Source organism: Microbulbifer sp. YPW16 (assembly GCF_021290385.1).
GTDB lineage: Bacteria > Pseudomonadota > Gammaproteobacteria > Pseudomonadales > Cellvibrionaceae > Microbulbifer > Microbulbifer zhoushanensis.
Window position 1 is genome coordinate 1,464,900 of record NZ_CP089928.1, and the last position, 26,038, is coordinate 1,490,937.

Below are 26,038 nucleotides of genomic sequence, written 5' to 3' on the forward strand. Positions count from 1 at the left end.
ACTAACCCTCTTGAAAATACTGCGGTAAGCTTCGATTTTAATTAAACAGAAAGGCTGACAGGCAATCCGTGCACATCAGGCCGGTTTTATTCGTCGGAAAGGCTGAGCTCGTAAAATTCAAGCTCACGCGCAAACACTTCCTTATCCAGCGGCTGCAGGCTGTCGTCCAGTAGGCTGGATACCAGCTCGGTCTCCACACCCACCTCGGAATTCTTCCACGGAACGATGTAAAGAGACTTGGGAGCCTCTTTGTTACCGATAATGGAAATACCAGACAGCTGCTTCACCTTGGTATCCACTTTCTTTTCGGTCTGCTCTTCCTGCGCGACCAAGGGACCAGCCAGGAGGCAAGCTATGCTCAACGGGAAAAGAAAGCGGGGGGAGAATTTACGGGAAATCATCGTCCAGCCCTCCTCTTGAGGTCCGCCATCCAGATGGTCACCTGCTGATCATCCGGATTTAATTGAAGATACTGGTTGAATTGTGCCAGAGCACACTGGAGATCTTGCAGATAGAGATCACACAAAATGCCTAAATTTTTCACCAGCGGACTGTATTCCGGATTACTGGAGATGGCGTTGGTGTAAATCGTGCGAGCCTCTTCAAAGCGGCCCTGTTTGCGGTACAGCACGGCCAGCTCGTTGTTGGCGGCAGCGTGCCCGGGATCAAGTTCCAGCGCCTTGAGAAATGATTCTTCAGCGTGCTTCTGGTCTCCGGTTTTATAGTAAGCAATCCCAAGGTTTACATAGGGAGCGGGAAGTCGCTGCTCACGCTCGATAACCTCGTTCAACAGCTCGATTGCCTGCTGGTACTCCCCGGCATTCAGATACTGCAGGGACTCCTCAAAGTCCTTGCTCACGCCACCGGCTACACGGACCTTGCTGTAGTCCGTGACCTTGCCGGTCTTGGCAGGCCCGCCCGCGCAGGCGCCCAGAAGGAGCATCAGTGCAACGCACGCGGTTCGGGCCAGCATGTTGACTGGAAGATTTCTCATGAATTCCCTACCTCTACTCGTGCCGCCAGTGGCCGCCAGCTATCAGTGCCCGCGACCATCACGACTCCTGGTCTCCGCTTGCCGGTGCATCTGCCGTGGAGCTGGCTACGTCGGCCTCATCGCCGGCTTCCGCTTCCGGAATCTCCGGGATGGGGACAATGGTGGGCAGGAACTCACCTGCCTCTTCCGGCCGTGCGTAGCGCGCCGGCACCAGCGTCGCCAGCTGGCCGATACTCTTCTCGATCCAGTCGTTGTAGATCCCCATACCCAGCAGCTCCATGTTTTTCTCATGGACGGAGATACCTTTCTCCTCAAACGGGTAAATCTGTTCTTCAAGGGCCAGCTCGTACTCCTCCAGTTCGAGGGGAGAGAGGTTTTTCGGGCGCTCGGACTCTTTCAGTGCCTTGCTGAAATGGAGGTAGATTTCACCGAGATAATAAGTTGCCGCGGCGGTAACATCCGCCACCTGGTAATCAATCAGGTCGGTATAGGCGGCGATAGCCGCTTTCATGCGTACGCGCTTCTGGTTCAGGTTTTGCTCGATGGGCGCAACCAGCCTGACCTGGGTGAAGGCATCGAAAGTGGGTTCGGCAATAACCAGGGCAGCGTTGCCAGCCAGGTAACGGGTGCGATCGTTGCGCTGGCTGCCACCCTGCGCCTCAATACGCACCATCTGGCGCAACTCATCCATATAGGCACCCTGGTTGCCGGCCGCCTTGTGCAGCTCAGCAATCTTCTGGCGCGTCTCCAGTGCAGGTTCCATCGGGGTCGGGAACAGTTTCACGTAACGACGCAGGACCTCCAGGGCTTTGTCATTGCGCTTGGCCGCACTGTATAGGTCCGCAGCCTGGTTAAGCGCCTCTCGGCGGACATCGTCATCCTCAGCTTCGCGCTCAATCCGCTCGAATTCTGCCGCCGCCAGCATCAGCTGGCCACTTTCCTGGTAGACCACTGCCAGCTTTTTGGTGACTTCCCTGATCAGCTCGTGTTGCGGGAAATGCTGGCGGAAGCCTTTGAGGACTGCAGCTGCCTGCATCCAGTCTTCCAGCACAATCAGGGAGGCGGCCGCATCGTATTCGGCAGTCGCGAGAATGGTCGCACCGGGTGCCGCATTGCGGATACGCAGGAAGTGCGCTGCAGCCGTCGCGTGGTCCTCCTGTTTCCGGGCCAGGTCACCCTGCTGGTAGATCGACGCCGCCAGGTTATCAATGTAACCGGCGCGGTCCTTGGAGTCTGCGGGTGTCAACGCCAGCACCTGTCCGTAAGCAGCCTCGGCCTCCACAAATGCCTCGGTTTCGAACGACGCATGAGCGATCGAGAGCCAGGCCGACTGGCGGATCTCAGGCTTGGCTCCCGGGAAACGCTCGAGCAACAACTTGCCCTGCTCGATGGTCTGCGGGTAATCCCTGAGGCTGTACAGGTCCTCGACTGCCCCCACCATAACCTTGGCGGCGTCCTTGTGCTTCGGGAAGGTTTCGGCGAACTTCAGGGAAGAGCGGATAATCTCGCGCTGGAACGGTGCCTGTTTCTCCGGGGACGCATCCTTGAGCTTCTTGCCCAGGTGCTCACGATAGGCATACACCGCAGCGTACCCCGCCTCACTTGACTTCTTGTGCGCTGGGTAATCGTAAGCTGTGCGTTCATACTCGACACCGGCCTGATGGAAATCGCGATTCTCCAGCAACAGTCCGGCCAGCTGGAAATTGATTTCCGGGGCCTTGGGCTTATCGCTGAAGGATTTCAGGTAACTGCGATACCAGTGAATGGCCTCACGGTAGTTTTCTGCTTTTTTATCCTTGAGTCGCTTGTCCTGGTAGGCAGCATGATAGTGGCCGGCCAGGTCGATCAGGTTGGCCTGCAGGAACTCAATGACTTCGTCATATTCATTGACGTCGAAGACAGTCCAGTACTCAGCCTCCAGTGCGTAGGTGTTTGCGAAGGCTTTTTTCGACTCCAGTACCAGGCGGGGGAAACCACCCTTCTGGTAAATCTCGATCACCCGGATTGAGAAATCCGGCGCAACCCGATGGAGGGGATTCCGCTCCACGAAAGTGTCGTAAGCCTCCGCAGCGTCCTGGTAACGACGCTTGTCCAGGTAGTACTCCCCCAGGTGGCTATAGACATAGGATTCGTAACCGCGGGAGCCTTCACGCTCAAAGTACTCCACGATGGATTCTGCACCGCCGAGGTAAGAGAAACTCAGGCTGACGACGCGAAAGGTATCCTCAATATGCTTCCGCTCGACGTCGTTGCTCTGCTGCTCGAAGTCGTAGCCCTGTGAGACCTTGTAATCGAGCATGGCGACAAAGTCATGCAGGCCGCGCTCATACAGCTCCTGCTTGAAGAAGGCCCAACCCCGCTTATAGAGCGAAATCTCATAAAAACTCGACGATTCCCCCATGGCGATCACCTTGCCATAGGCTTCCTCGGCATCCAGGTATTTCTTGCGGATAAAGTAATATTCGCCCAGCCGGAAGTAGGCCTCATCGCTGTGGCGGGACTGCGGGTACTTCGCCACCATCTGGCGCAGGACTTCGACGGCCTCGTCAATCTGCCCGGTTTCCTCGTAGGCCCGGGACAGCTGGTACATTACCTGGTCGTTGCGTTCGTAGAGGGGATATTTTTCCAGCAGCTGCTTGTAGAGGCCGATCGCCTCGGCAGCGTTGGCGGCAAGCACCGCGTCGGGATTGTCACCGGGGACCGCCACCGGACCGTCGTCGGTGTCGATATCGACTCCCGCCGTGGCCCGCGCCTCAAATGCCAGGTCAGATTCATCGCCACGGGAGGCGATGCCGGATGCCGTCGCGGACGAACCGGAGGCAGCGGGAGCTGCAGCGGTCTCCGGCGCAGCCAGGCGCCCGCCCTCGCGCCGGCCCTGAGCATCAATCGAGACTGGTGCGCCACTGCCCTCGCCCCCTGAGGCAGCAATATCCTCACCCAGCGAGCGGGCCTCGGCCCGGTGCGCCTGCTTGATTTTCAGGTCGGCGATACGGCGGATCGCCTCCGGCGTAAAGGCGGTCTCCGGCGTTTCCTGCAGGTACTTCTGGTAACTGGCCAGAGCTTTCTCCAGGCTGCCATCGATCCGCTCTTCCTTGATCTCGATATCGACATTCTGCAGGCTGCCAATGGTCTGGCTGTCGTTCACCGCACAACCGCCCAGCAGGGCCAGCAGCAGGGCGGCACCGGCGGTGCTGCCAGGCTGGCGTGCACGGATCGCACGGGCAACCGGGTTAACGGTCAGGACTCGGGCATCCTTCACTGCGAAGCCTCCTCATCGGCGGATCCGGGCTCCAGCTCTGGCGGCGTGTCCTGCGGCAGGGGCTCACCATCAGCGGGCTGTTCCGGGCTATCTTCCTGCCGGGGCTGGTCTGCCTGCTCGGCCTGATACTGCTCGATCTTGCGCTGGTCAGCGCGCTGTTCCTGCAATTCATTTGCCCGGTCATAGCTGTCAGCGAGGGCGAAGCGGGCCTTGATCTGGTATTCCTCCAGTTGCGCACGACGACGCTCAAGGACATTGATAGCCATTTGCTCGAGCATGGTGCCCTGGCGGGCCATCAGCTGCTCAAGCCGCGGCTGCACTCGCTCGATCCGGTTCCGCAGCGAGCGGATTGTTTCGTCATAGCCAACGTAACTGTGCGTGGCCGCCTGGCGGGTGCGGACATAGGAGTTGTAAACCTCCTGCAGCTCCTCGATCTCGGTGTTCAGCTCCTGCAGGTGCTTGTAGGCTTCGGTCAGGCGGGCGTCATACTCCGAAGCCAGGCGCCATTCGAGTATGCCCTCGAGGCGCGCCACACGGTCTTCGGTCTCTTCGCTGACCAGTGACGGCCGCGCTGCCATTGTCGAGCGGATACGCTCCAGTTGCCGCAGGCTTTCGCGTTCGGATGTTTTCGCAAGGAATTCGGGTCGACGGCTCACCAGCATCTGGTCAATCCGCTGGGCAAAGGTATCCCGTTGCTCGACCCGCAGCTTGATACGGGCATCCAGCGCCCGGAATTTGCTGTCCAGGCCCGGCAGCAGTGGCTCGTAGTACCCGCGGCGCAGGGCGATAATGTTCTCGTAGGCTGCCAGGCTTGCCAGCCATTCCTCGTTACGCTCAAACAGGTCATTGAGGTCCTGGTAGTTACGCAGGAATTCCTGGTAATCATTCGAAGCCATCAGGTCGAGGAGGTAGTGGGTTTCCGGCGCTCCGGGGATACTGCGCAGCGTTACCACCCAGTTCTTGACCTGGTCAGCCTCCTTGCGGCGCAGGGCTTCAAGGAATTTTCCCTCGCGGATACTTTCGATGGACTGGGTAAGCGTATCGACCTGGCTGCCAAAAATATCCAGTGCATGGCCATAGTTCACTGCTGCTGTACTGTGCACATCCAGCTTGCCGTATGCGAAGGGTACGGCCAGCAGGGCCTCATGAACCGACGCATTGGTTTTCTTCCGCTTTTGCAGGATCTTCCAGGGGACCAGGGCGCGATCGTAGCGTCCGGCGCGCGCCTCCACCCAGCCGGCGCCGAGCAGCGCCCGATTGGAGAACGGACCGTCGAGCTGCACGCGATCAAAATAGGGCCGGGCCAGCTCCAGCTCACCGGCCTCCATCAGCCGGGAACCCAGCATCAGGTTGGTCTTATCATAAAGGGCCTGCTTGGCGCTGTCGGAGCTGCGGCGCTTACCCAGGGCAGTTAACTCGGAAATCCCCTCCGCCTGTTCACCTGCTTTAAGCAGGGCAATGCCCAGGTTGTACTCAACGAAGCCGGCCAGCTCCTCTTCACCTTTCAGGTCCTCGAGTAACTCTACCGCTTCGGTGAAACGGCCCAGCTCCATATAAACGCGGGCACGCAGGAAACGCTCCCTGGCACGTACGCGCTCGGGCACACGCCCCTCGATCATCTGCAGGGCATGCAGTGCATTCTGTGGTTGCTGCTTGTGATAGTGAATCCGTGCGAGGCGATAGGCGGCCTCGTTGCGAACCGGCTGCGGTACATTGCCCTCAAGAACGGCCTCGATCGCACGCCCGGCCTCCTGGTGCATCCGATAGGACAACTCCAGGTCACCAACAGAGAATGCGGCCTGGCCATAGTGGGCCGTAAAAGGATCCAGCTCAGGCTGGTCGAGCCGGCGGTACTGCTGGATCTCCGTATCCAGGTCGACAATCGCATCGAAGTAGTTGTCCTGGTAGGCCTCGTACATGGCCGCACCAAAGAACAGGTCTTTCAGGTCATCCTGGGATCGGTCAATCGCGCTCGCAACAGGAACAACCGCCAGCGACACCAGGGTTGCGCCGATCAGGGTCGGTAGCAGACGGGGAAACATGCTTACCAGTCCTTGAAGTTGACCGCGGACTCGGAACCGGCAATCTTGATCTCGACAAACTTGGGACCAACCTCTTTCTCGACGGCGTAGCTAGCCTCACCCGTTACTTCCCGGCCGGAATCAGTCTTGCCAATAAAGCGCACCTGCAGCGGATGGCTACCGGACTGGACATTGGCAACGTGTATTTTCTGTACGCCACCCTTCTGCAGGGCCTCGATTTCACGGAAAGTATAGAGGTGATGTGCCACCACCTCGCCGCCAAGCTTCAGCTGGACGGATTCCAGGTTGAAGTTGCGCGGCTCCGCCATGGAAACGAAGAAGGAGGCCTGGGTATTGGAGGGGAAAAGGAGCTTTTCTTCCAGCTGGGACAGCTCTGCTGTGAGGCCAATCACATCTTTCTTAACATCCTGGATCTGCTCGTCCAGTCCGCGAATATCGTCCCGGCTCACATCCTGGGCATACCCGACTGACGCCAGCAGCATGAATACTGTCACTTTTAGAATTCTGCTCATGATACCTACCTCTGACCCTACCGCTGACAACGAGCGTCGATGATGTCGCAGACCCGCGAGGGCCGCTGGAAACCCCATAATTGAAGGGGCATTCGGTCAGCGAGATTGTATGGCAATCGGGGGGCGGGCAAATGTGAGGCAGGTCAAATCTCGGATATTCGAACAATGTCGCGACTCCGAGCCGCGTAGTGGCTCACATTACTGTGAATTTCGGCAGTAGGATAGAAACCACGGCACGGGCATATAGACATTGCTGATGCGGCAAGAAAACGTGACACAACGCGCCGCCAGCACAACAAAGTCAGACTGAACCAGCTATCCCCCAGAAAGTGTAGGGCCGCTCAAGCCCGGATTTAACCTTCTTCCCGCGTCACCGACCCGACCTTAAAACAGCGGTGGTCAGGCAGGCGCTCGGCAGCAATACAATAAGCCGTATCGCAACGCCTTACCGCCCCCAGCTCGGGAGTGGAGCCCCGCCCGCGCAGCACCCCTGACATCAGGACAGCCACCAGCGTCAATGCCCGCCGCCAGAAAGGCTGCAGCCTTATCATTGACCGGATCACCCTACAGCAGAAACGAAAAAGCCCCGCTGTGCGGGGCTTTTCGGATTGCTTCAGATAACTGAAGACTTTTATATGGTGCCCAGGGCGGGACTTGAACCCGCACGGCCATAGGCCACTACCCCCTCAAGATAGCGTGTCTACCAATTCCACCACCTGGGCAAAAACTCAATACTCTTACTGCTGCGGCTCTTCTTCACCTTCCGCCTGGGGAACGTCGTCAACGGCCTCGCCAGACTCCGCCGGAATCTCGCCTACCGAGGGCACTTCACCTGCGGCCTCGGATTCCACCTGCGGCACGTCGCTCTCCATTTCCGGCAGATCACTCGCCGGACCCTGCTGCTCTACTGCAGCCGGGATTTCAGGCAGGTCCGCGTCGACATTCGCCTCGGAAGCCTGCTTGGCCAGAATCGCCAGGCCAAAACTGGTTACGAAGAACACAGTGGCCATGATGGCGGTCAGGCGGGAGAAAAAGTTTCCACTACCCTGGCTACCAAAAACCGTCTGGGATGCGCCGGCGCCAAATGAAGCTCCAGCTTCGGCACCCTTACCCTGCTGCAGCAGGATCAGGCCAATAATACTCAGCGCTGTCAGGACGTGAAAGATTAAAACCAATTTTTCCATTTTCAGGAAACCCACTGTTCGGGCGCCAGGCCCAATTATTCAATATTCCGCAGTTCGCCGCCAGTCAGCAGGGCCTATTATCCCGCCGCACGACAAATGCCAGTAAACTCTTTTGCATCGAGCGAGGCACCACCAACCAGTGCCCCATCGATATCCTGCTGCGCAAACAGCGCTGCAGCGTTACTACCCTTGACGCTACCGCCATAGAGCAGTGGGGTCTCAACCCCAGCCTCACCCAGGCGCTCCCGGATAAAGCGATGTACTTCCTGGGCCTGCTCCGGAGTCGCGGTTTTCCCTGTACCGATGGCCCACACGGGCTCATAGGCAACCACTACACCACGCCAGCTCTCAGCTCCTGCATGATCCACCACAGCCTGCAACTGCGCACTGATCACGTCCAGTGTCCGGCCGGCCTCACGCTCTTCGAGCGTTTCACCGACACAGAGGATGGGCACCAGGCCTGCGCCCTTTACCGCCGCAAACTTTTTCGCCACCAGCTCGCTGGACTCCCCATAGAGAGTGCGGCGCTCAGAGTGCCCGACAATTGCATATCGGGCCCCGCAATCGCCCAGCATGTCCGCAGAGACCTCACCGGTAAAGGCTCCGGCCTCTTCCGCGCTGACGTTCTGGGCACCTACAGAGAGCTTTCCGGACCCCACCTTGCCGGCACTCTCAACCACCTGCATGAGGTAGGGGAAAGGTGGGCAAATCGCCACATCGGCCACGACACCGGAAAGATCCAGTGCGGAAAAAAAGGCCCCGGCAAACGCCCGGTCGCCATTCATTTTCCAGTTGGCTACTACCAGCGGATTCGGCATGTGTGCTCCTTCAAGGGGCGCAAATCTTAGCGATATTGCCGCCAACATACAACCTTAATGTAACAGCGTTTTTCCCGGCGAGCCCGGCCCTCAGCCCGTGCGGACTAACTGTTGCCGATGCGCGCCACGACTTCAGCAATACGCGCCGCCAGGGTCTCGACCTGGGTCCGTTTCTCGCCCTCCACCATGACCCGGATCAGGGGCTCAGTACCGGAGGGCCTCAGCAGTACCCGCCCGCGTCCCGCCAGCTCGGCCTCCACCTCGCTGACAGCAGTACGGACATCCTCGTGGTCCAGCACCCCGTCCCGGTGTGCCAGGCGCACGTTAATCATGTGCTGCGGTAGCATCTTCATACGGGTTTTCAGCTGATCCAGCGGCTCATCAAAGTCGGTGATGGCGCGCAGCGCCTGCAGGGCAGAAATTACGCCATCGCCTGTCGTGGTTGAATCAGCACAGATGATATGCCCGGAAGATTCACCGCCAAGCTTCCAGTCATTGGCGCTCATCTTTTCGAGAACATAGCGGTCGCCGACCTTGGCCCGCTCAAACGGGATCTCACGCTCGCGCAGGGCCAGCTCGAAACCGTAGTTACTCATCTGGGTCCCCACAACCCCGCTGCAGCCACCCAGGAACTGCTGGCGATGTATCGCGATCAGGAACAACAACTGGTCCCCATCCACCAGCTCACCATTGCGATCGGCGAACAGCACCCGATCGCCGTCACCATCAAAGGCGATGCCCAGGTCGGCACCCTGCTCGCGTACCGTCTGCTGCAACAGGCCCGGCCTGGTGGACCCACAGTCGAGATTGATGTTGTGGCCATCAGGGCTCACTCCCACCGCGACCACCTCTGCGCCCAGCTCGCGGAATACTTTCGGCGCAATATGGTAGGTGGCGCCATTGGCACAATCGAGCACGATTTTCAGCCCCTCCAGGGAGAACCCCCAGGGAGTTGATGCCTTACAGAACTCGATATAGCGGGCTGCGGCATCGTCGATCCGCCAGGCTTTGCCCAGGTCCGCCGCAGTTTCCATCGGCAGATCCATGGCCGCCTCAATGTCCAGTTCCACCTGGTCCGGCAGCTTGCTGCCGTCGGCGCTGAAGAACTTGATGCCGTTATCCTGGTAGGGATTATGGGAGGCACTGATCACGATCCCCGCCCGGGCGTGGAATGTACGGGTCAGGTAGGCAATGGCCGGGGTCGGCATCGGCCCCAGCAGGCCCACATCCACGCCCGCATTGATCAGGCCGGCCTCCAGGGCAGCCTCGAACATATACCCGGAAATACGGGTATCCTTGCCGATCAGGATGCTGCGGTGCCCACCGCGCTTGGCGCCGACCATCTGCCCCAGTACCTTGCCGGCGGCGTAGCCCAGGCGCAGCATAAAGTCCGGGGTGATCGGTCCCTCACCAACCTGGCCACGAATACCGTCAGTTCCGAAATACTTTCTTGCCATGCTTTTACATCTCTTCCATCTTTTTTAGGGACTACCACAAGTGCCCCCTCTGGAGAATAACCCGGGGACCAGCGGCTAGTCGGGCCGGTCCACCAGTTGCTGCAACCTGAGAACATCCACCGTTGCCGCCACGTCGTGTACCCGTAGTATGCGGGCTCCGCGCTGCGCCGCCAGCATGGCCAGCGCCAGGCTCCCCGGCAGGCGCTCGCTAACCTCACGGCCCAGCAGGCGCCCGATCATGGACTTTCTCGACAACCCTGCCAGCAGCGGGGTTCCCTCTGGCGCCACCCTTTCAAGCTCCCGCAACAGGGCTAGATTGTGCTCATCTGTCTTGCCGAACCCGAACCCCGGATCCAGGATCAGGCGGCTGCGGGGGATCCCGACCTCTTCACAGGCCTGCATCCGGTGCTGTAAATAACCTCTGACTTCAGCCACCACATCACTGTATTCCGGGGCCTGCTGCATGGTGCCCGGCTGACCCTGCATATGCATCAGGCAGACTGGCAGGCCGGTGGCCGCCGCGGCTTCCAGGGCGCCGGGGCGCTCGAGGGCTCGCACATCGTTGAGCATTCCGGCGCCGGCTGCCGCTGCAGCTGACATCACCGCGGGCGTGCTGGTATCCACCGAAATCAGCGCCCCGAGCCGGCTGCTGATTGCCTCCACCAGCGGCACCACCCGATCCAGCTCCTGCTGTTCAGTCACAGGTTCCGCACCCGGGCGGGTGGACTCTCCGCCGATATCAATGATTGCCGCACCTTCCCGCAGCATCTGCTCGGCACGGGCCAGGGCCATGTCCAGGTCGAGGCTGCCCGAGCGATAGTAGCTGCCACCATCCGAAAATGAATCCGGCGTAGTATTGAGAACGCCCATCACCCGTGGAACGGAAAGGTCCAGGATTCGTCCGGCACACTCTAGCTGCACGTTACCCCCCAGGTTTGTGGTTGAGGTAGCCCTGCCGGTCACAGCCGGCGGTTACCATAAAAAAAACCAGGGCGAACCCTGGTTTTCGCTACCGCAATTGAACTCAGTGCCCGTTCAGGGGCCCGCCGACGGGATTCCCCTCATCGGCTGACGACGGATCGCGGCTCTTGTCGGTATCGTCCGCCTGGCCACTGCCACCGGACCCGAAATCATTGTCGTGCCAGTCGCGGGGCGGCCGCACCTTGCGTCGTGCCATCAGGTCGTCGACCTGCTCCGCGTCCAGCGTTTCGTACTCCATCAGCGCATCCTTCATTGCCTCGAGGATATCGCGGTTCTCCTCCAGCAGCTTGTTCGCACGGTTGTAGCAGTCATCAATGATGCGGCGCACTTCCGTATCAATTTCGTTGGAGGTCTTGCCAGATACCGGGTTACCGGCGCCGGGCTGGCCACTCTCATCCTCACCGTAATGCAGCGGCCCCAGCTTCTCTGACAGGCCCCACTTGGTGACCATATTGCGGGCCAGCTCGGTGGCACGCTCGATATCATTGGAAGCACCGGTAGTCACACCTTCGGCGCCCAGGGTCATCTCCTCGGCAATACGACCGCCGAACAGCGAACACAGCTGCGACTCGATGGCTCGCTTGGAGATGCTGTACTTGTCCTCTTCCGGCAGGAACTGGGTCACGCCGAGGGCCCGGCCGCGGGGAATGATAGTGACCTTGTGTACCGGGTCATGCTCCGGCACCAGGCGACCGATAATGGCGTGGCCGGCCTCGTGGTATGCGGTGTTCACCTTCTCTTTCTCGCTCATCACCATGGACTTGCGCTCGGCGCCCATCATGATCTTGTCCCGGGCGCGCTCGAACTCTTCCATGGTCACGGTGCGACGGTTGGCTCGGGCCGCGAACAGGGCGGCCTCATTGACCAGGTTGGCCAGGTCGGCACCGGAGAAACCCGGGGTACCGCGCGCAATGGTCTGAGCGGAAACCGTGTCGGCCACCGGCACCTTGCGCATATGGACCTTCAGGATCTGCTCACGGCCGCGGATATCCGGCAGGCCAACGAACACCTGGCGGTCGAAGCGTCCCGGGCGCAGCAGTGCATGGTCAAGCACATCCGGGCGGTTGGTGGCGGCAATTACGATTACGCCCTCATTGCCCTCGAAGCCGTCCATTTCCACCAGCAGCTGGTTCAGGGTCTGCTCGCGCTCGTCGTGGCCACCGCCGACACCGGCGCCGCGATGGCGGCCCACGGCGTCGATCTCATCGATAAAGATGATACATGGAGCCTGCTTCTTGGCCTGCTCGAACATGTCCCGCACCCGCGAGGCACCCACGCCCACGAACATCTCCACAAAATCGGAACCGGAAATGGAGAAGAACGGCACCTTGGCCTCGCCGGCGATGGCCTTGGCCAGCAGCGTCTTACCGGTGCCGGGAGGGCCGGCCATCAGCACGCCACGGGGAATCGCGCCACCCAGGCGCTGGAACTTGGTGGGATCACGCAGGAACTCCACCAGCTCCTGCACGTCTTCCTTGGCCTCGTCCACACCGGCCACATCGGCGAAAGTGGTCTTGATCTGGTCCTCGCCCAGCAGGCGGGCCTTGCTCTTGCCGAACGCCATGGGACCGGACCGGCCACCGGCTCCGCCCTGCATCTGCCGCATAAAGAACATGAACACGGCAATAATGATCAGGATCGGGAAACTGGCCACCAGCAGCTGCTGCCAGATGCTGGGGGATTCCGGCTCGCGACCGACGAATTTCACGTCGTTGCGGACCAGCTCGTTGGTGAGCTCGTTATCGATGATCTGCGGCTGGATCGTCTTGAAGCGCTTGCCGTCAGCGCGCTCGCCGGTAATCACGAGGCCATCGACGACCACGCTCTCCACCTGCCCGGCCTGCACGTCGCTCACAAATTCGGAGTAGCTGAGGGACTCATCCCTGGACTGCGGCTTGAAGTTCTGGAACACCATCAGCAGCACCGCCGCGATGATCAGCCACAGTACAAGGTTCTTTGCCATATCGTTCAAAGGGATCACCCTCTTGCTTTACTTAAACTGCCTCCGCACGGGTCCGGCTGACCCGCCGGGCTCAATCCCGGGGCCGGCACTCGCCGGCCGGCAGTCGCACTGCCCACACTGATTGCAGTGCCACCAGATCCAGTCACACCAGTATAGGTATGATAGGCATGTTGACCGCGTGTTCCGCTGCGCCACCACAGGGTCCGCTTATACCACAGACTGGGCATGTGGCAGAAGGGACCAGCCGGTCACGCAGCGCTTTTCCTATCGCATTTCCAGGGAAGCGCGGGCCTCTCCGGCAATCAGCCGCCCTTGAAGCCTCGCGCCACCACATAGACCTCGCGCGACCGGGGGCGTGAGGCCCCGGGCTTACGGGTCACGACACTGCTGTAGCTGGCCCGCAGGTCCCGGATCAGCTGGTCAAACCCCTCGCCCTGGAAGACCTTGGCCACGAATGCGCCACCGGGTTTCAGCACCTCGCGCGCCATATCCACGGCCAATTCCACCAGGTACATGGCCGCCGGCTGGTCGACGTCCCTCACCCCACTCATATTGGGGGCCATATCGGAAATCACAAGGTCGGCCCTGGCATCGCCCATATGCTCCAGCAAAGTATTGAGCACGGCTTCCTCGGTGAAATCACCCTGGACGAAATCCACCCCAGCGATCGGGTCCATGGGGAGGATGTCCGAGGCCAGCACGCGGCCCTTGTGACCCACCAGTTCCATCGCAACCTGCGACCATCCACCCGGCGCGGCGCCGAGATCCACAACCGTCATCCCGGGCTTGAACAGGCGGTCTTTCTTCTGCAGTTCCTGCAGCTTATAGCTTGCCCGGGAGCGGTAGCCCTCCTTCTGCGATTGTTTGACATAGGGGTCATTGAAATGTTCGCGCAGCCAGCGGTGGCTGCTTTTGGATCGGCCCATCGGTTACAATGCCTGGTATCTAAACAGCTTTCGCAGGAGCGGCCCCGGGCTGCGATCGCGGGTCCGCTGACCCGACACCGATCGCGGCCCGGGGCCGCTCCTACAATCGGTATCCAGAATGGATACCCAGTGGTAATGGAGTATTGTATGCCTTTAACTGCCGAGCGTAAAAAATCCCTGCGCAGCCTTGGCCACAACCTCAAGCCGGTCGTGACCGTCGCCGGCAAGGGACTGAGTGAAGGCGTGATGGAAGAGATCAACCGGGCCCTGGAGGATCACGAGCTGATCAAGGTCAAGTTGATGGTGGCTGACCGCGACCTCCGCCACCAGGTCATCACCGAGCTCTGCCAGCAGAGTGGCGCAGAACTGGTGCAGGAGATTGGCAAGATCGCACTGATCTTCCGGGCGGCCGAGAAACCCAAGGCCCGCACCTCGAACCTGCTCCGCTGATTCCCCCTTCCTACCGGGCCGGCTCCTCGGGCACACAATTGACCTCCGCCAGCTGGCGGCGGTCGCCCCCGGGCAGGCGCTGCAGCCAGCAGTGGCCCTCTCCCAGCGACAACCGGAATCGGACAGGCTGAGACATTTCGCGCCCACCGAGATGGGGCTGGTCCAGGCTCCGCGGCGGATTGCGCTCGATGACCAGCAGGCTGCTGTCGGTAAATGCAGTTTCCGACAGCGTCACCGGCACCCCGCCCAGGGCCTCACTCACCGCCCGCTGTAACTCGGCGCTACCAGCCTCGCTTATCCCCGTGCGCACCGCCGGCACGTCACCACCCTGGGCCGGGGAGGAATTGCAGCCGGTTATCCCAGCCACCAGCAGCAGGCCGGCCAGGGAGAGCCGTGAGGAGAGGAGGCACATCATCACATCCCCCCCAGAATACGGTTTTCCCGCCACATGGACTTGAAGACGCTCTGGCCGCCGGATCCCTGCAGTCGCACATCCTGGCTCACCACACTGGAAGTACCAGACGCGAGGCTTCCACTGCAGCTACCGGTCTCGATGTAATTGAGGGCAGTGGCGAAGCGCGCCTCAGAGGGGTCGCCCAGCGGGCTGGCAAAATCATCGGCAACGGTGCATCCCGTCACGCCGGCACTGCCGGAACCATTGGGGACGAAGCCATCCGAGTACTCGCCAAACCCCTTGGCGTTCACGCCGGTGAACTGGATGGTGAAATAGGTGGTACCGCAGTTATCAGTGGGGTAGAAGCCATAGGGCTTGCCGCAGGTCCGCTCGCCGATCTGCACCACCTGGACATCCACACCTCGCAGCCCATTGATAATCGCCTCACTGGCTGAACAGGTGGCGCCACCGGTAAGGACATACACTCGCGGAAGGTCCAGGGACGGAAGTGGCTGCCCCTGGGGCAGCTCACCGCCGCTGCCGGTGACATCGATGAATGGCAGCGGATCCAGGGGCTGGCCGGAGACCGGGTTGATCTCCGGGTGCTTGTCGTTGAACACCATCTGCTCGAACGTCATGCCGGTCGTGGGCACTTCCCCGGCGATCATGTAGGCCAGCTGGCTCGCCATGGTAAGCAGGCCACCGCCGTTGTAGCGCAGGTCCAGAACCAACTCGTCGACAGCCTGGGCGTCCAGGTATTCCACCGCCTCAACCAGCTGCTTCTCGGCGATGGCGATATGGTCATTGAAAAGCAAATAGCCGACCTTGCGCCCCAGCGCCGCCTCTTCCACCTTTACGAACTGCACCGGATCCGTCGCGTAGGCGCCCGCGGTCAGGGTGATGGTTTGCACGCTACCGTCCACATACTCGAGCGTGAAGTCGTGCTCCTCACCGGCATTCTCCGGAAACAGGCCGGCATTCAGCGCCTCGATACCGGCATCGTCATCGGCGTTAACCAGGTCGACACCGTCCACCTCCAGCACCCGGGCACCACGCTCGGCGCCTGCCGGTTGTCCCTCCTGCTCCGTATAGGCGATCAACACCTCCCGCGGAGGACGCGATTCCAGTACGGCCCACTGCAGGCCATAGCCCAGGAAGACACCCGACTGGGACTGCGCTACCCACTCCTCGGTGGACAGGTAAAAATGAAAGTTATCCTTTCGGGCACCACTGTCGGTCACCTCATTGGTAACGAGCAGGTCGAAGTACTCCAGCACGCCGAAGTCGGCCGGGTCACGGTCCTCGATCTCGTCGTACCACAGGTACAGGTCGTTGCTCCAGGAGCGCAGCCAGTTCTTCTCATCCAGCGCCGTACCCTGGACATCCGGGAAGTCACTGCCGGCCCGGGGCGACTCACAGCGGCTGGCATAAGTGTCGGCAGGCAGGAAGACTCCGGGCTCCCAGGTGCTGCCATCATCACTTCCGCCATCGACCGCGGCCGGCCCGGGGGAAGAGGAATCCCCTCCCCCACCGCCACTGCAACCGCCGGCCAGGCAGGCCAGGCTGAAAAGAAGTGACCGGGACAGGCCGGCCAGCGAGGGGGCGTTGGAGAATTGCATTATTGTTGTTCGCTCAGTTTTTCTGCCAGCCGGGTGGCAGAGCCACCCGTTCACCTGGAATCAGCTGGAAAGCTTGCCCAGTACCGTCTGCAGGCTGTCTTTCGCATCGCCAAACAGCATACGGGCATTTTCCTTGTAGAACAGCGGATTGGCCACCCCGGCATAACCCGAGGCCATGGAACGTTTCAGAATTACCACTTTGCCCGCCTTCCAGCACTCCAGTACTGGCATGCCGGCAATCGGCGAGCCGGGCTTTTCCACCGCATCCGGGTTCACCGTGTCATTGGCGCCGATTACCAGCACCAGATCGGTATCGGGAAAGTCGCCATTGATTTCATCCATTTCCAGGACGATGTCATACGGCACGTTGGCCTCTGCCAGCAGTACGTTCATATGACCGGGCAGGCGCCCCGCCACAGGGTGGATGCCGAAACGAACAGTCTTGCCCTTCTGCCGCAGCTTTTCAGTCAGGTCACTGACCGCCTGCTGCGCATGGGCCACGGCCATGCCAAAGCCCGGAACGATAATAATGCTGTCTGCCGCATCCAGGTCATCCGCCACTTCATCGAAGCTGGTCTCTACCACTTCACCGTCGACCTCGCCATCGCCCACTTCACCGCCGTCAGAGCCGAAACCACCCAGGATCACACTGATAAAGGAGCGGTTCATTCCCCGGCACATGATGTAACTGAGGATGGCACCGGAGGAGCCGACCAGCGCGCCCACCACGATTAACAGGTCATTGCTCAGCATAAAACCGGTGGCAGCCGCAGCCCAGCCGGAATAGCTGTTGAGCATCGAGATCACCACCGGCATATCCGCGCCACCGATCGCCGCGATCAGGTGGATACCCAGCAGCAGGGCAATGGCCGTCATGATCAGCAGGTTAAGGACAGTGCCGGCACCCAGGTCTGCGGGAATAAACAGCCAGCCGAGGAACAGGCAGGCCAGTATTGCCGCCAGGTTGAGCCAGTGCCGCGCCGGCAGCATCAGCGGCTTGCCGCTGACGATTCCCTGCAGCTTGCCGAATGCCACCAGTGAACCGGTGAGGGTAATCGCACCGATAAAGATCCCCAGGAAGATCTCGGTGTTGTGCACGATGTGCTCGGCACCAGTCAGGTTCAGGCGCGGGTCCAGGAAGCCTCCCCAGCCGATCAGTACCGCGGCCAGGCCCACGAAGCTGTGCAGCAATGCCACCATCTGCGGCATCTGGGTCATGGCCACTCGCCGCGCCAGGAAGATACCGATCACCGCGCCGACGGCCATGGCAATAGCCACCATCCAGTAGGCGCCGGAGACGATACCCGCGATAGTGGCAATGATTGCCACCGCCATACCCACCATGCCGTAGATATTGCCCCGCCGCGCGGTCTCGTGACTGGACAGCCCGCCGAGACTGAGAATAAACATCACCGCGGAGAAGAGATACGCCATCGAAATCATACCGTTCATTGTTATTCTCCTCTCCAGTTAACGCCGAAACATTTTCAGCATGCGGTAGGTAACAAAGAACCCACCAAAGATATTGATGCTGGCCACGAGCACTGCAACGAACGCCAGCAATGTCACCAGGCCCGAGCCCGTAGCCCCCACCTGCAACAGCGCACCGACAACGACAATGCCGGAAATGGCATTGGTAACACTCATCAGGGGTGTGTGCAGGGCATGGGTAACATTCCAGATCACCTGCCAGCCGACGAAAATGGCCAGCACAAAAACCGTAAAGTGCGAGACAAAGTCAGCTGGAGCCACCCGACCAAGCCAGAGCAGCAGGGCCCCGGCAATGGCCCAGAAGGCCAGGATCGACAGCGGCGACGTTTTCTTCGGCGCCTTGGCTTCCGGTTTCGGTGCGGCTTCCGCGGACTTTTCCGGGGCAGGCTTGGGCTGCACAGAAACCTTGGGAGCGGGTGGTGGCCAGGTAATTTCCCCTTCGCGAACCACCGTGGCACCGCGAATCACTTCATCCTCGAAATCGATATTGATCTCGCCATCCTTCTCCGGCGCCAGCTCAGCCAGCAGGTGGGTCAGGTTGGTGGAGTAAAGCTTTGAGGACTGGGTGGCGGCCCGGCTCGGCAGGTTGGTGTAACCGATGATGGTTACACCGCTTTTCACCACCTTTTCGTCTTTTTCGGTGTAATCGCAGTTGCCACCCATTTCCGCGGCGAGGTCCACCACGACAGAGCCCTCCGGCATGCTGTCGACCATGTCCGCCAGCCATAATTTCGGTGCCGGCTTGCCCGGGATCAGGGCGGTGGTGATAACAATATCCACTTCTTTCGCCTGCTCACGGAACAGGGCCATCTCGGCATCGATAAATGCCTGGGACATTTCCTTGGCATAGCCACCCTGGCCAGAACCCTCCTCTTCGATCTCCACAGTAAGGAAATCGGCACCCATGGATTCTACCTGCTCGCGCACTTCTGCACGGGTATCGAACGCACGGACCATGGCGCCCATACTTTTGGCGGTACCAATCGCGGACAGGCCCGCGACACCGGCACCGATCACCAGCACCTTGGCCGGCGGGATTTTACCGGCAGCGGTGATCTGGCCGGTAAAGAAGCGCCCGAAGTTATGCGCCGCCTCGATCACAGCCCGGTAACCGGCGATATTTGCCATGGAGCTCAGCGCATCCATTTTCTGCGCGCGGGAGATACGCGGTACCGACTCCACCGCCAGGGCATTGATATTCTTTGCCGCAAGCTTCTCCAGCAACTCTTCACTCTGAGCCGGCTTGAGGAATGCGACCAGGGTAGCGCCAGAGGGAATCAACTCTATTTCTTCATCGGTGGGCGCCTGGACCTTGAACACCAGGCCCGCATCTTTCAGGCAGGCCGCGGCGTCCTCACGGATTTCCGCACCAGCCTCCCGGTAAGCTTCGTCTGCAAAGCTTGCGGCAGCGCCAGCCCCTTTCTCGATAACGACGGAAAAACCCAGATCCTGCATGCGCCGCACGCTCTCCGGCGTGGCCGCAACCCGCGCCTCCCCCGGAGCGGATTCTTTTGGTATGGCTATGATCAACGCGTTACTCCCTCTGTCATTGTTATGAAAACACCAGGTCGACCAGCTGGCTCGCCGTGGCACACACGAAATGCAGTTCCATGGGTAACCAAATGGCCTGCCTGGGGACATCGCTGGAATCGATTCTAACCACGGGGGGAAATTTATGAAAACAAAAGAGACTGAAGCCCGGTATCAACGGGATCAATAGTGGCCATAAAAAAAGGGTTATGGGAAAAACCACTACCAGAATCAATCATTGCAATTGATATTCAACGCCATAATCGCCTCTACCCTACTGGCAAAAGCGGTATTTTCCCCAGTCAACAAGGGTATAGCGATTATTCCTAAGGTTGAAAAACTGGCTGGGAAAATATACCCGCCGCTTTCTTTGCTGCAGAAATGGCGTCATTTACGACGCAACGGTAGCCTCACATTCAGGTGCCATTGGCGAGCTTTCTATCATTTCTTGCCATTCCATTACAGCCAATTTGTCAGCGCCACTTCTCCAGGGCCTCGTGATCACTGGCACGAGATTCCACCCACCGCGCCCTACCGCTGCCACTTTCCTTTTTCCAGAAAGGTGCTTCGGTCTTTAGCAGGTCGATGATATAGCCACATGCATCCAGGGCCGACTGGCGGTGGGGGGCGGTCACCCCCACAAATACAATATCGTCACCGGGAACCAGTTGGCCCACCCGATGCAGGATCCGCACCCGCCCCAGGGACCAGCGTTCCAGCGCACGCTGCCCGATATCCGCCAGTACCTTCTCCGTCATTCCCGGGTAGTACTCCAGTGCCAGTGCCGTGACCGGGTCCCCGCTGTTGAAATCACGCACCGAACCGACGAATATCGTCGTGGCGCCGTCACTGTGATTGTCCGCACGCAAGAGCCCGAACTCGGCGCCGGTATCAAATTCGTGCTCCTGTACCCTGACTTCAACCGACACCGTCACCCCCCGGTCACCGGTGGGAAGAAAGCCACTTCGTCCCCGGCTTTCACCGTGCTCGAGTCCCCGGCCAGGGCCTGGTTGAGGGCCACCTGCAGGTTCCCGCGGCCGAGCGCGACCGCCCACTTTTCCCCGCGCTGCTGCAGGGCTGCCCTGACCTGGCTGATGTCACCCATGCCAGCCACGGGAAGCTCCAGCTGCTCGCAACCCAGCTCTTCCCGCAGGCTGGCAAAAAAAAGTATGCGAATCACCAGTGCTCCTCCGCGGTTGCCAGTCCGGGTTCCGCATCACCCTGTGGTGACGTCCAGTGTCCATGTTTGCCCCCGGATTTCTCCAGCAGGTGGATATTGCCGATGGCAATGGCCGGATCGACCGCTTTGCACATATCATAAATGGTCAGTGCCGCCATCGATGCTGCGGTCAGGGCTTCCATTTCCACCCCGGTGCGCCCCGCCAGCCGGCAGAAGCTGCGGATACGGACAGAGCAATGATCCGGGTCCAACGCAAACTCCACCTGGACCTTGCTCAGCGCCAGCGGATGACACAGGGGAATCAGGTCGGCGGTTTTTTTCGCCGCCTGGATGCCGGCAATGCGTGCCACCGAGAGCACGTCACCCTTGCGGTTATTACCCTCCGCCAGCTGCCGAAAGGCCGCCTCACTCATGCGTACTTCTGCAGCGGCACGGGCGCCCCGGTCGGTTACCGACTTGTCAGTGACGTCGACCATGCTGGCTTCACCGCGCTGGTTCAGGTGCGTCAATTCCATGCGCTTACCCTCGCTGCAGGTGCGTTACAAAGTTGCAGGGCCGGAAATTGGAATCCAGCTGCTGGCAGAGTATCTGCTCCCACGCGGTACGGCAGGCACCGGTGGAACCAGGCACACAGCACACCAGTGTGTTATTGGCCAGGCCCGCCAGTGCGCGGGACTGGATTGTGGAGGAACCGATCTCCTGCAGCGACACTGCACGGAACAGTTCCCCGAACCCCTCAACCTGCTTGTCGAACAACGGCTGCAGGGCCTCCGGGGTGGAGTCGCGACCACTGAAACCGGTACCACCAGTGGTTAGCACCACCTGGACGGCGGGATCCGCTATCCACAGGGAAACCTGGGCCCGCAACTGGTAGACATCATCCGGGACGATCTTTCGCTCCATCAGGTTATGGCCTGCGGCGCGCAGTACCTCGGCCAGGTACTGGCCCGAGGTATCCGTGTCCCCGGTGCGGGTATCAGATACGGTCAGCACTGCCACATTGAGCGGCACGGGTACCGTTGCGGTAGTTTCGTTGGTGTGATCAGTCATGGATACTCTCCTGTAATTCTCGCCCACGGCCGGGGATCCCTGTTTGCGGAGATCCCAGGATACGCAGCAGCCGGCTGAATTCAGCCGGGCAATTAACATTCATTTGCCAGCCACTCTCCCCCACCGGTAACTCTGTACCGCCGAGCTGGTGAACCAGCTGTCGCAGGGAGGCGTCCCCCCGGCCGGCGGAGACATCCCGCAGGTAATCCCGGGCGTTATCGTCGAGGCGCAGCCACAGCGGCAGCCACAGGCGCTCATAACAGAGTGCACGGGCACCGTTCCCAACACCTGCACGGCACAGGGCTGCCAGCGGGGCCACTGTCAACAGCGGCATGTCGACGGGGACAGCGAGGATTGCCGGCGGTCCCGCGCCCCCAGCGGCCGGTTCCAGCACCCCGGCCAGATCCTCGGCAATCGCATGCAGCCCACTGACCGGTCCCCGCGACGAACCGATATCCGCCACCCCGCCCCAGGCTGCCCCACTGACCCTGGTAGCCAGCCAGCGAGCGGGAAACTGCCGGCGCAACTCCTCCAGATGCCCCACCGCACGCTCTAACAGCGTTTCTCCGCCGGGCAGCACCATCGCCGCCTTGTCCTGCCCCATGCGACGGGACCCTCCGCCAGCCAGCACCACGGGGCAGATAATACTGGTACGTGTATCGGCCACGATCAGCCCCCCAGCATTGACAGGTTACGGGTTGCGCCGACCTGTTCCTGCTGCAGGTAGTGGCTCGGTTCCTTGGCACCGATTTCCCGGCGGATCCTCTCCGCAAGGGCAGCACTGTCGCCGGCAGCAATTTCGGGATAGAGGTCAATGCCGTGCTCGGCGAACAGGCACAGGTGCAGGCGGCCCTGGGCGGACACCCGCAGCCGATTGCAGCTATCGCAGAAATCTTCGCTATACGGGGTAATAAAACCGATACGGCCGAGGTAATCCGGGTGACGATATTCGCGGGCAGGCCCGGCATCCCGTGGCCGCTCTACCAGTTGCCAGCCATCCCGCACCAGTTCCCGCTCCACGGCGTCACCACGAATATGGTTGCTGGCAAAAAACTCGCGATTGTCACCGGTGCGCATCAACTCGATAAACCGCAATGTCACCGGCGTATGCCGCAGCCAGCCCAGGAACTCACGCAGGCGCCGGTCGGCGCCGCCCTGCAGCAACATGGCGTTCACCTTTACTTCAAGCCCCAGCGCCCGGGCCTGCTCGATACCGCGCAGTACCCTCGGCAGGCAGTCATGCCCGGTAAAATCGGCAAACTCCGCCGGGTCCAGCGTGTCGATGCTGATATTCAGCTGGTCGAGGCCGGCGTCACACCACTGGCCGATCACCCGTGGCAGCTTGTAGCCGTTGCTGGTCACCGCGACCCGGCGGATACCCGGGGTGGCCTTGGTGGCGGCAATGATTTCCGGGAGGTCTGCACGCAGGGAGGGCTCACCCCCGGTCAGCCGCACTTTCTGCGTACCGAGGCTGGCAAACGCGCGCACCACGGTCGATATCTCCGCAGTGCCCAGGTGGGGGGAATTGTCCGTCGCCTGGTACCCATCGGGCAGGCAATAGTCGCAACGGAAGTTGCAGACATCTGTGACGGACAGCCGCAGGTAATAGAACCTGCGCCCATGGTTGTCTGTAAGCATCAAACGCCTTTCCAAGTCAGCGAGCCCGCAGGGATTGCAGGCTCTCGGGAGGCCGGAGGATTTCTCCGCCGACCCTGGTGGCCCGGCCAGTGTGGAAGTTCCGCCAACTGGTGGCCACGGCCCGACTCCCCTATCCAGCCCCGGTACTCATGGGCTGGGCCGGACTTAGGGAAACGGGCTCGGTGTTTGTGATCGGTATCAGTGGTTTTATTGTCCTGCTCGGGACGCTCTCTCCTGTCAGGATTGTTTCTGTTTCCGGAAAAGGCGCTCCCGAAGTAAATATTCCCAACAAAAGGAAATATCCGGTTTCTTCGATTTACCTCTCCCGGCGAATTCACGGGGTGCCGGCAATTCCACAGGCAGCCACCCGATCCATAGCACGCAAGCTTTATGCCATAGATCGGCCAGGCCCGGCCAGCCGAGTGGCGCCCCAATACCCGCACAAAGCGAACTTGCCTGTTACGGTATCCCCGGCGCGCATCTGCGAGTGCCCACTCCCGGGTCACCGCACGCGCCATACCGGACGGCTCGCACCAAAAAAACACTTTGCAGGCAGGCTGGCACCAAAACGGCGCAAACTGCCCCGGGCCAATACCCAAAATAGCACGGGGCTTCACGCACGGACCATGGCATTTAGTGCTTTGCCTTAATTGGTATGATTCTTGATTGCCAATACCACAGGCAACGGGGCCCGGCGATAACAGGATTTATCGCCGGGCTTTTTTGTGGGCGCCTGCCCGGCCCAGCCTCCCGCAGTAACAGCCGGTGCGGTCTGGCACTGCGCTTGCACCGATTTAACCAGTGACACCCGGAACCAGAAAGACTCAAGCGACAAGACGGTGAGACAACAGCAGGTCCAATGAACGAACCCCTTGGCATCATGCTGGTCGACGACCAGCCAGAACGAGCAGAAATGGTCTGCCGGCAGCTCCGCGCTGCCGGTTACCGCCTGCTCGTGCACCTGAATAGTGCTGCCGGCCTGCTGCAACAGGTGGATAACCATCGTCCGGATATTGTCCTGATCGATATTGAGTCACCGGACCGGGATATCCTGGAGAGCCTGTCGATCATCAATCGACAGAACCCCACCCCGGTGGCCATGTTCTCCGCCCGCGGGGGCGCTGACTTTATTACCAGTGCTGTGGAGGCCGGAGTCAGTGCCTATATGGCCGAGGGACTGAGTGCCGAACGCGTGACACCGGCGATCGAGATCGCCATGGCGCAGTTTCGCAGCTACCAGCAGTTGCGCGCATCCCTGGAGCGGACCCAGCAACAACTGCATGAACGCAAGACCATCGAGCGTGCCAAGGGCCTGCTGATGGCAAGGAAAAACCTCGATGAACAGGCGGCTCACAAGACCCTGCGCAACCTGGCCATGAACAGCAACTCCACCATGCTCGCGGTGGCGGAACAGATCATTAACCACTTACAGTCCCAGTCATGACCCCAGCCTCACCACTGCACCTGGAAAAGCGACATATCAAACTGCTGTACCTGCGGCTGACCGACAGCGCGCCGCTGGTAGTAGCGCAGGAGGAGGGATTTTTTGCCCGGTTTGGCCTGACGGTGGAACTGCAGCGGGAAACCTCCTGGGCGACTCTGCGTGATCGCCTGATCAGCGGCGTCGCCGATGGTGCAGCCATGCTCGCCCCCATGCCGCTGACCCTGTCACAGGCCCTGCCCCAGTGCGAGGAGCAACTACTGACCGGCCTGATCCTGAGTTGCAATGGCAACGCCATTACGCTTTCGCAGAACCTTTTCGAGTCACTCGGACTGGGCAACGGTGGGGGCGATAGCAGCACCACCGGTGCGGCACTGCGGGACTACCTGCATGCACAGCCCGCGTCGGCCCCGCCATTGAAACTGGCGACGGTTTATCCCCACTCCAGCCACACGCTACAGCTGCGCCACTGGCTACGCCTGGCCGGTATCGATCCCGACCGGGACCTGCAGCTACATATCCTGCCGCCGGAACAGATGGTAACGGCACTGCAGCGGGGTGATATCGATGGTTACTGCGTGGGTGAACCCTGGAACACCATTGCCGCACAACGGGGACTGGGCGTAATCGTGGCAGCCTGCAATGCCCTGCTGCCGGCCATGCCGGAGAAAGTGCTTGCCGTTACTGCGGGCTGGCACACCAGGCACCCACAGACGCACCTGGCCCTGCGCGCCGCATTGCTGCAGGCCTGCACCTGGCTTGGCGACCGCGCCCAGCGACGTGATGCGGTGGCGCTGCTCGCGCAACAACACTACCTGGACCTGGATGCCGACAGCCTGGCCCCCTCACTGAATGACCAGCTGCACTGTCAACATGGCCTGCCCCCGGCAGCCAATCCCGGCTGGCACCTGTTTGCGCACACCGACAGCGACTGCGGGCGCCCGACCCGGGAAAAGGCAACGCAACTGCTGGAGCTATGCGGCAAGTTCTCACCGGTGTCCCCGCAAGCTGCCGGGGCTTTCCGCGAGGAGCTGTACCAGCAGGTGCTGGATTATCTCGGCAAGCACTGAACCCGGACAGCGTGCCCGGCAAATTGCACCGGCACCAGG

General features: G+C 60.6%; 24 protein-coding genes, 1 tRNA gene and 1 riboswitch. Of the genes, 3 read left to right on the forward strand and 22 right to left on the reverse strand.

Annotation, left to right across the window (positions count from 1 at the left end; translation table 11 throughout):
• Positions 1-86: 86 nt before the first annotated feature.
• The 12 genes from LVE68_RS06255 to rlmE form a co-directional block, all read right to left on the reverse strand.
• Positions 87-401 carry a hypothetical protein gene (locus LVE68_RS06255; RefSeq protein WP_233006168.1) on the reverse strand — a complete coding sequence of 105 codons (315 nt, stop codon included), beginning with the start codon at positions 399-401 and terminating at the stop codon, positions 87-89.
• Positions 398-994, reverse strand: a complete 597-nt coding sequence (locus tag LVE68_RS06260; RefSeq protein WP_233006169.1) for a tetratricopeptide repeat protein — start codon at positions 992-994, stop codon at positions 398-400. Before LVE68_RS06260 ends, LVE68_RS06255 begins: the two co-directional genes overlap by 4 nt.
• 58 nt (positions 995-1,052) lie before the next feature.
• Positions 1,053-4,253: a tetratricopeptide repeat protein gene (locus LVE68_RS06265; protein WP_233006170.1), complete on the reverse strand. Its 3,201-nt coding sequence runs from the start codon at positions 4,251-4,253 to the stop codon at positions 1,053-1,055.
• Positions 4,250-6,295 carry a tetratricopeptide repeat protein gene (locus LVE68_RS06270; protein ID WP_233006171.1) on the reverse strand — a complete coding sequence of 682 codons (2,046 nt, stop codon included), beginning with the start codon at positions 6,293-6,295 and terminating at the stop codon, positions 4,250-4,252. Before LVE68_RS06270 ends, LVE68_RS06265 begins: the two co-directional genes overlap by 4 nt.
• A gap of 2 nt (positions 6,296-6,297) precedes the next feature.
• Positions 6,298-6,807, reverse strand: coding sequence for a hypothetical protein (locus LVE68_RS06275; protein WP_233006172.1), 510 nt, complete (start codon positions 6,805-6,807; stop codon positions 6,298-6,300).
• Between the two features lie 636 nt (positions 6,808-7,443).
• Positions 7,444-7,529 (reverse strand) — tRNA-Leu (locus LVE68_RS06280).
• Between the two features lie 15 nt (positions 7,530-7,544).
• Positions 7,545-7,991 carry a preprotein translocase subunit SecG gene (secG, locus tag LVE68_RS06285; protein WP_233006173.1) on the reverse strand — a complete coding sequence of 149 codons (447 nt, stop codon included), beginning with the start codon at positions 7,989-7,991 and terminating at the stop codon, positions 7,545-7,547.
• A 77-nt stretch (positions 7,992-8,068) separates the two neighbouring features.
• Complete coding sequence (gene tpiA / locus LVE68_RS06290) at positions 8,069-8,809, reverse strand: triose-phosphate isomerase (protein ID WP_233006174.1); 741 nt, start codon at positions 8,807-8,809, stop codon at positions 8,069-8,071.
• Between the two features lie 104 nt (positions 8,810-8,913).
• On the reverse strand, positions 8,914-10,266 hold the full coding sequence (glmM, locus tag LVE68_RS06295) for a phosphoglucosamine mutase (protein WP_233006175.1): 1,353 nt from the start codon (positions 10,264-10,266) through the stop codon (positions 8,914-8,916).
• Positions 10,267-10,341: 75 nt separating this feature from the next.
• Positions 10,342-11,136 carry a dihydropteroate synthase gene (gene folP / locus LVE68_RS06300; protein ID WP_233006686.1) on the reverse strand — a complete coding sequence of 265 codons (795 nt, stop codon included), beginning with the start codon at positions 11,134-11,136 and terminating at the stop codon, positions 10,342-10,344.
• Positions 11,137-11,290: 154 nt separating this feature from the next.
• A complete protein-coding gene (gene ftsH, locus LVE68_RS06305; protein WP_233006176.1) occupies positions 11,291-13,210 on the reverse strand; it encodes an ATP-dependent zinc metalloprotease FtsH in 1,920 nt (639 codons plus the stop codon).
• A gap of 302 nt (positions 13,211-13,512) precedes the next feature.
• Positions 13,513-14,136 (reverse strand): 23S rRNA (uridine(2552)-2'-O)-methyltransferase RlmE, encoded by a 624-nt coding sequence (gene rlmE / locus LVE68_RS06310; protein WP_233006177.1) that lies wholly within the window; start codon positions 14,134-14,136, stop codon positions 13,513-13,515.
• 147 nt (positions 14,137-14,283) lie between these two features.
• On the opposite strand from rlmE, the gene yhbY reads away from it, so the two are divergent.
• Positions 14,284-14,586: a ribosome assembly RNA-binding protein YhbY gene (yhbY, locus tag LVE68_RS06315; RefSeq protein WP_233006178.1), complete on the forward strand. Its 303-nt coding sequence runs from the start codon at positions 14,284-14,286 to the stop codon at positions 14,584-14,586.
• 10 nt (positions 14,587-14,596) lie between these two features.
• Here the strand turns inward: yhbY and LVE68_RS06320 are convergent, their stop codons facing one another.
• The 10 genes from LVE68_RS06320 to moaA all read right to left on the reverse strand — a co-directional run bounded on the left by LVE68_RS06320 (position 14,597) and on the right by moaA (position 23,488).
• Positions 14,597-15,001: a hypothetical protein gene (locus LVE68_RS06320; RefSeq protein WP_233006179.1), complete on the reverse strand. Its 405-nt coding sequence runs from the start codon at positions 14,999-15,001 to the stop codon at positions 14,597-14,599.
• Positions 15,001-16,599: a S41 family peptidase gene (locus tag LVE68_RS06325; protein ID WP_233006180.1), complete on the reverse strand. Its 1,599-nt coding sequence runs from the start codon at positions 16,597-16,599 to the stop codon at positions 15,001-15,003. The genes LVE68_RS06320 and LVE68_RS06325 overlap by 1 nt, the downstream gene beginning before the upstream one ends.
• A 60-nt stretch (positions 16,600-16,659) precedes the next feature.
• Positions 16,660-18,051 (reverse strand): Re/Si-specific NAD(P)(+) transhydrogenase subunit beta, encoded by a 1,392-nt coding sequence (pntB, locus tag LVE68_RS06330; RefSeq protein ID WP_233006181.1) that lies wholly within the window; start codon positions 18,049-18,051, stop codon positions 16,660-16,662.
• A gap of 18 nt (positions 18,052-18,069) precedes the next feature.
• Entirely contained in the window at positions 18,070-19,620 is a 1,551-nt protein-coding gene (locus LVE68_RS06335; protein ID WP_439651220.1) for a Re/Si-specific NAD(P)(+) transhydrogenase subunit alpha, read from the reverse strand.
• 473 nt (positions 19,621-20,093) lie between these two features.
• Positions 20,094-20,549 carry a molybdopterin synthase catalytic subunit MoaE gene (gene moaE / locus LVE68_RS06340; RefSeq protein ID WP_233006183.1) on the reverse strand — a complete coding sequence of 152 codons (456 nt, stop codon included), beginning with the start codon at positions 20,547-20,549 and terminating at the stop codon, positions 20,094-20,096.
• Between the two features lie 2 nt (positions 20,550-20,551).
• Positions 20,552-20,800 (reverse strand): molybdopterin converting factor subunit 1, encoded by a 249-nt coding sequence (gene moaD, locus LVE68_RS06345; RefSeq protein ID WP_233006184.1) that lies wholly within the window; start codon positions 20,798-20,800, stop codon positions 20,552-20,554.
• Complete coding sequence (gene moaC / locus LVE68_RS06350) at positions 20,797-21,315, reverse strand: cyclic pyranopterin monophosphate synthase MoaC (RefSeq protein WP_233006185.1); 519 nt, start codon at positions 21,313-21,315, stop codon at positions 20,797-20,799. The genes moaD and moaC overlap by 4 nt, the downstream gene beginning before the upstream one ends.
• 4 nt (positions 21,316-21,319) lie before the next feature.
• Positions 21,320-21,850, reverse strand: a complete 531-nt coding sequence (gene moaB, locus LVE68_RS06355; RefSeq protein WP_233006186.1) for a molybdenum cofactor biosynthesis protein B — start codon at positions 21,848-21,850, stop codon at positions 21,320-21,322.
• Positions 21,843-22,517, reverse strand: coding sequence for a molybdenum cofactor guanylyltransferase (mobA, locus tag LVE68_RS06360; RefSeq protein WP_233006187.1), 675 nt, complete (start codon positions 22,515-22,517; stop codon positions 21,843-21,845). The genes moaB and mobA overlap by 8 nt, the downstream gene beginning before the upstream one ends.
• A gap of 2 nt (positions 22,518-22,519) precedes the next feature.
• Positions 22,520-23,488: a GTP 3',8-cyclase MoaA gene (moaA, locus tag LVE68_RS06365; RefSeq protein WP_233006188.1), complete on the reverse strand. Its 969-nt coding sequence runs from the start codon at positions 23,486-23,488 to the stop codon at positions 22,520-22,522.
• A riboswitch (molybdenum cofactor riboswitch) is annotated at positions 23,477-23,685 on the reverse strand. Its footprint overlaps the gene before it by 12 nt.
• A gap of 662 nt (positions 23,686-24,347) precedes the next feature.
• On the opposite strand from moaA, the gene LVE68_RS06370 reads away from it, so the two are divergent.
• Entirely contained in the window at positions 24,348-24,932 is a 585-nt protein-coding gene (locus LVE68_RS06370) for an ANTAR domain-containing response regulator (protein WP_233006189.1), read from the forward strand.
• Entirely contained in the window at positions 24,929-25,999 is a 1,071-nt protein-coding gene (locus LVE68_RS06375) for a CmpA/NrtA family ABC transporter substrate-binding protein (RefSeq protein WP_233006190.1), read from the forward strand. The genes LVE68_RS06370 and LVE68_RS06375 overlap by 4 nt, the downstream gene beginning before the upstream one ends.
• The last annotated feature ends 39 nt before the right edge of the window (positions 26,000-26,038 follow it).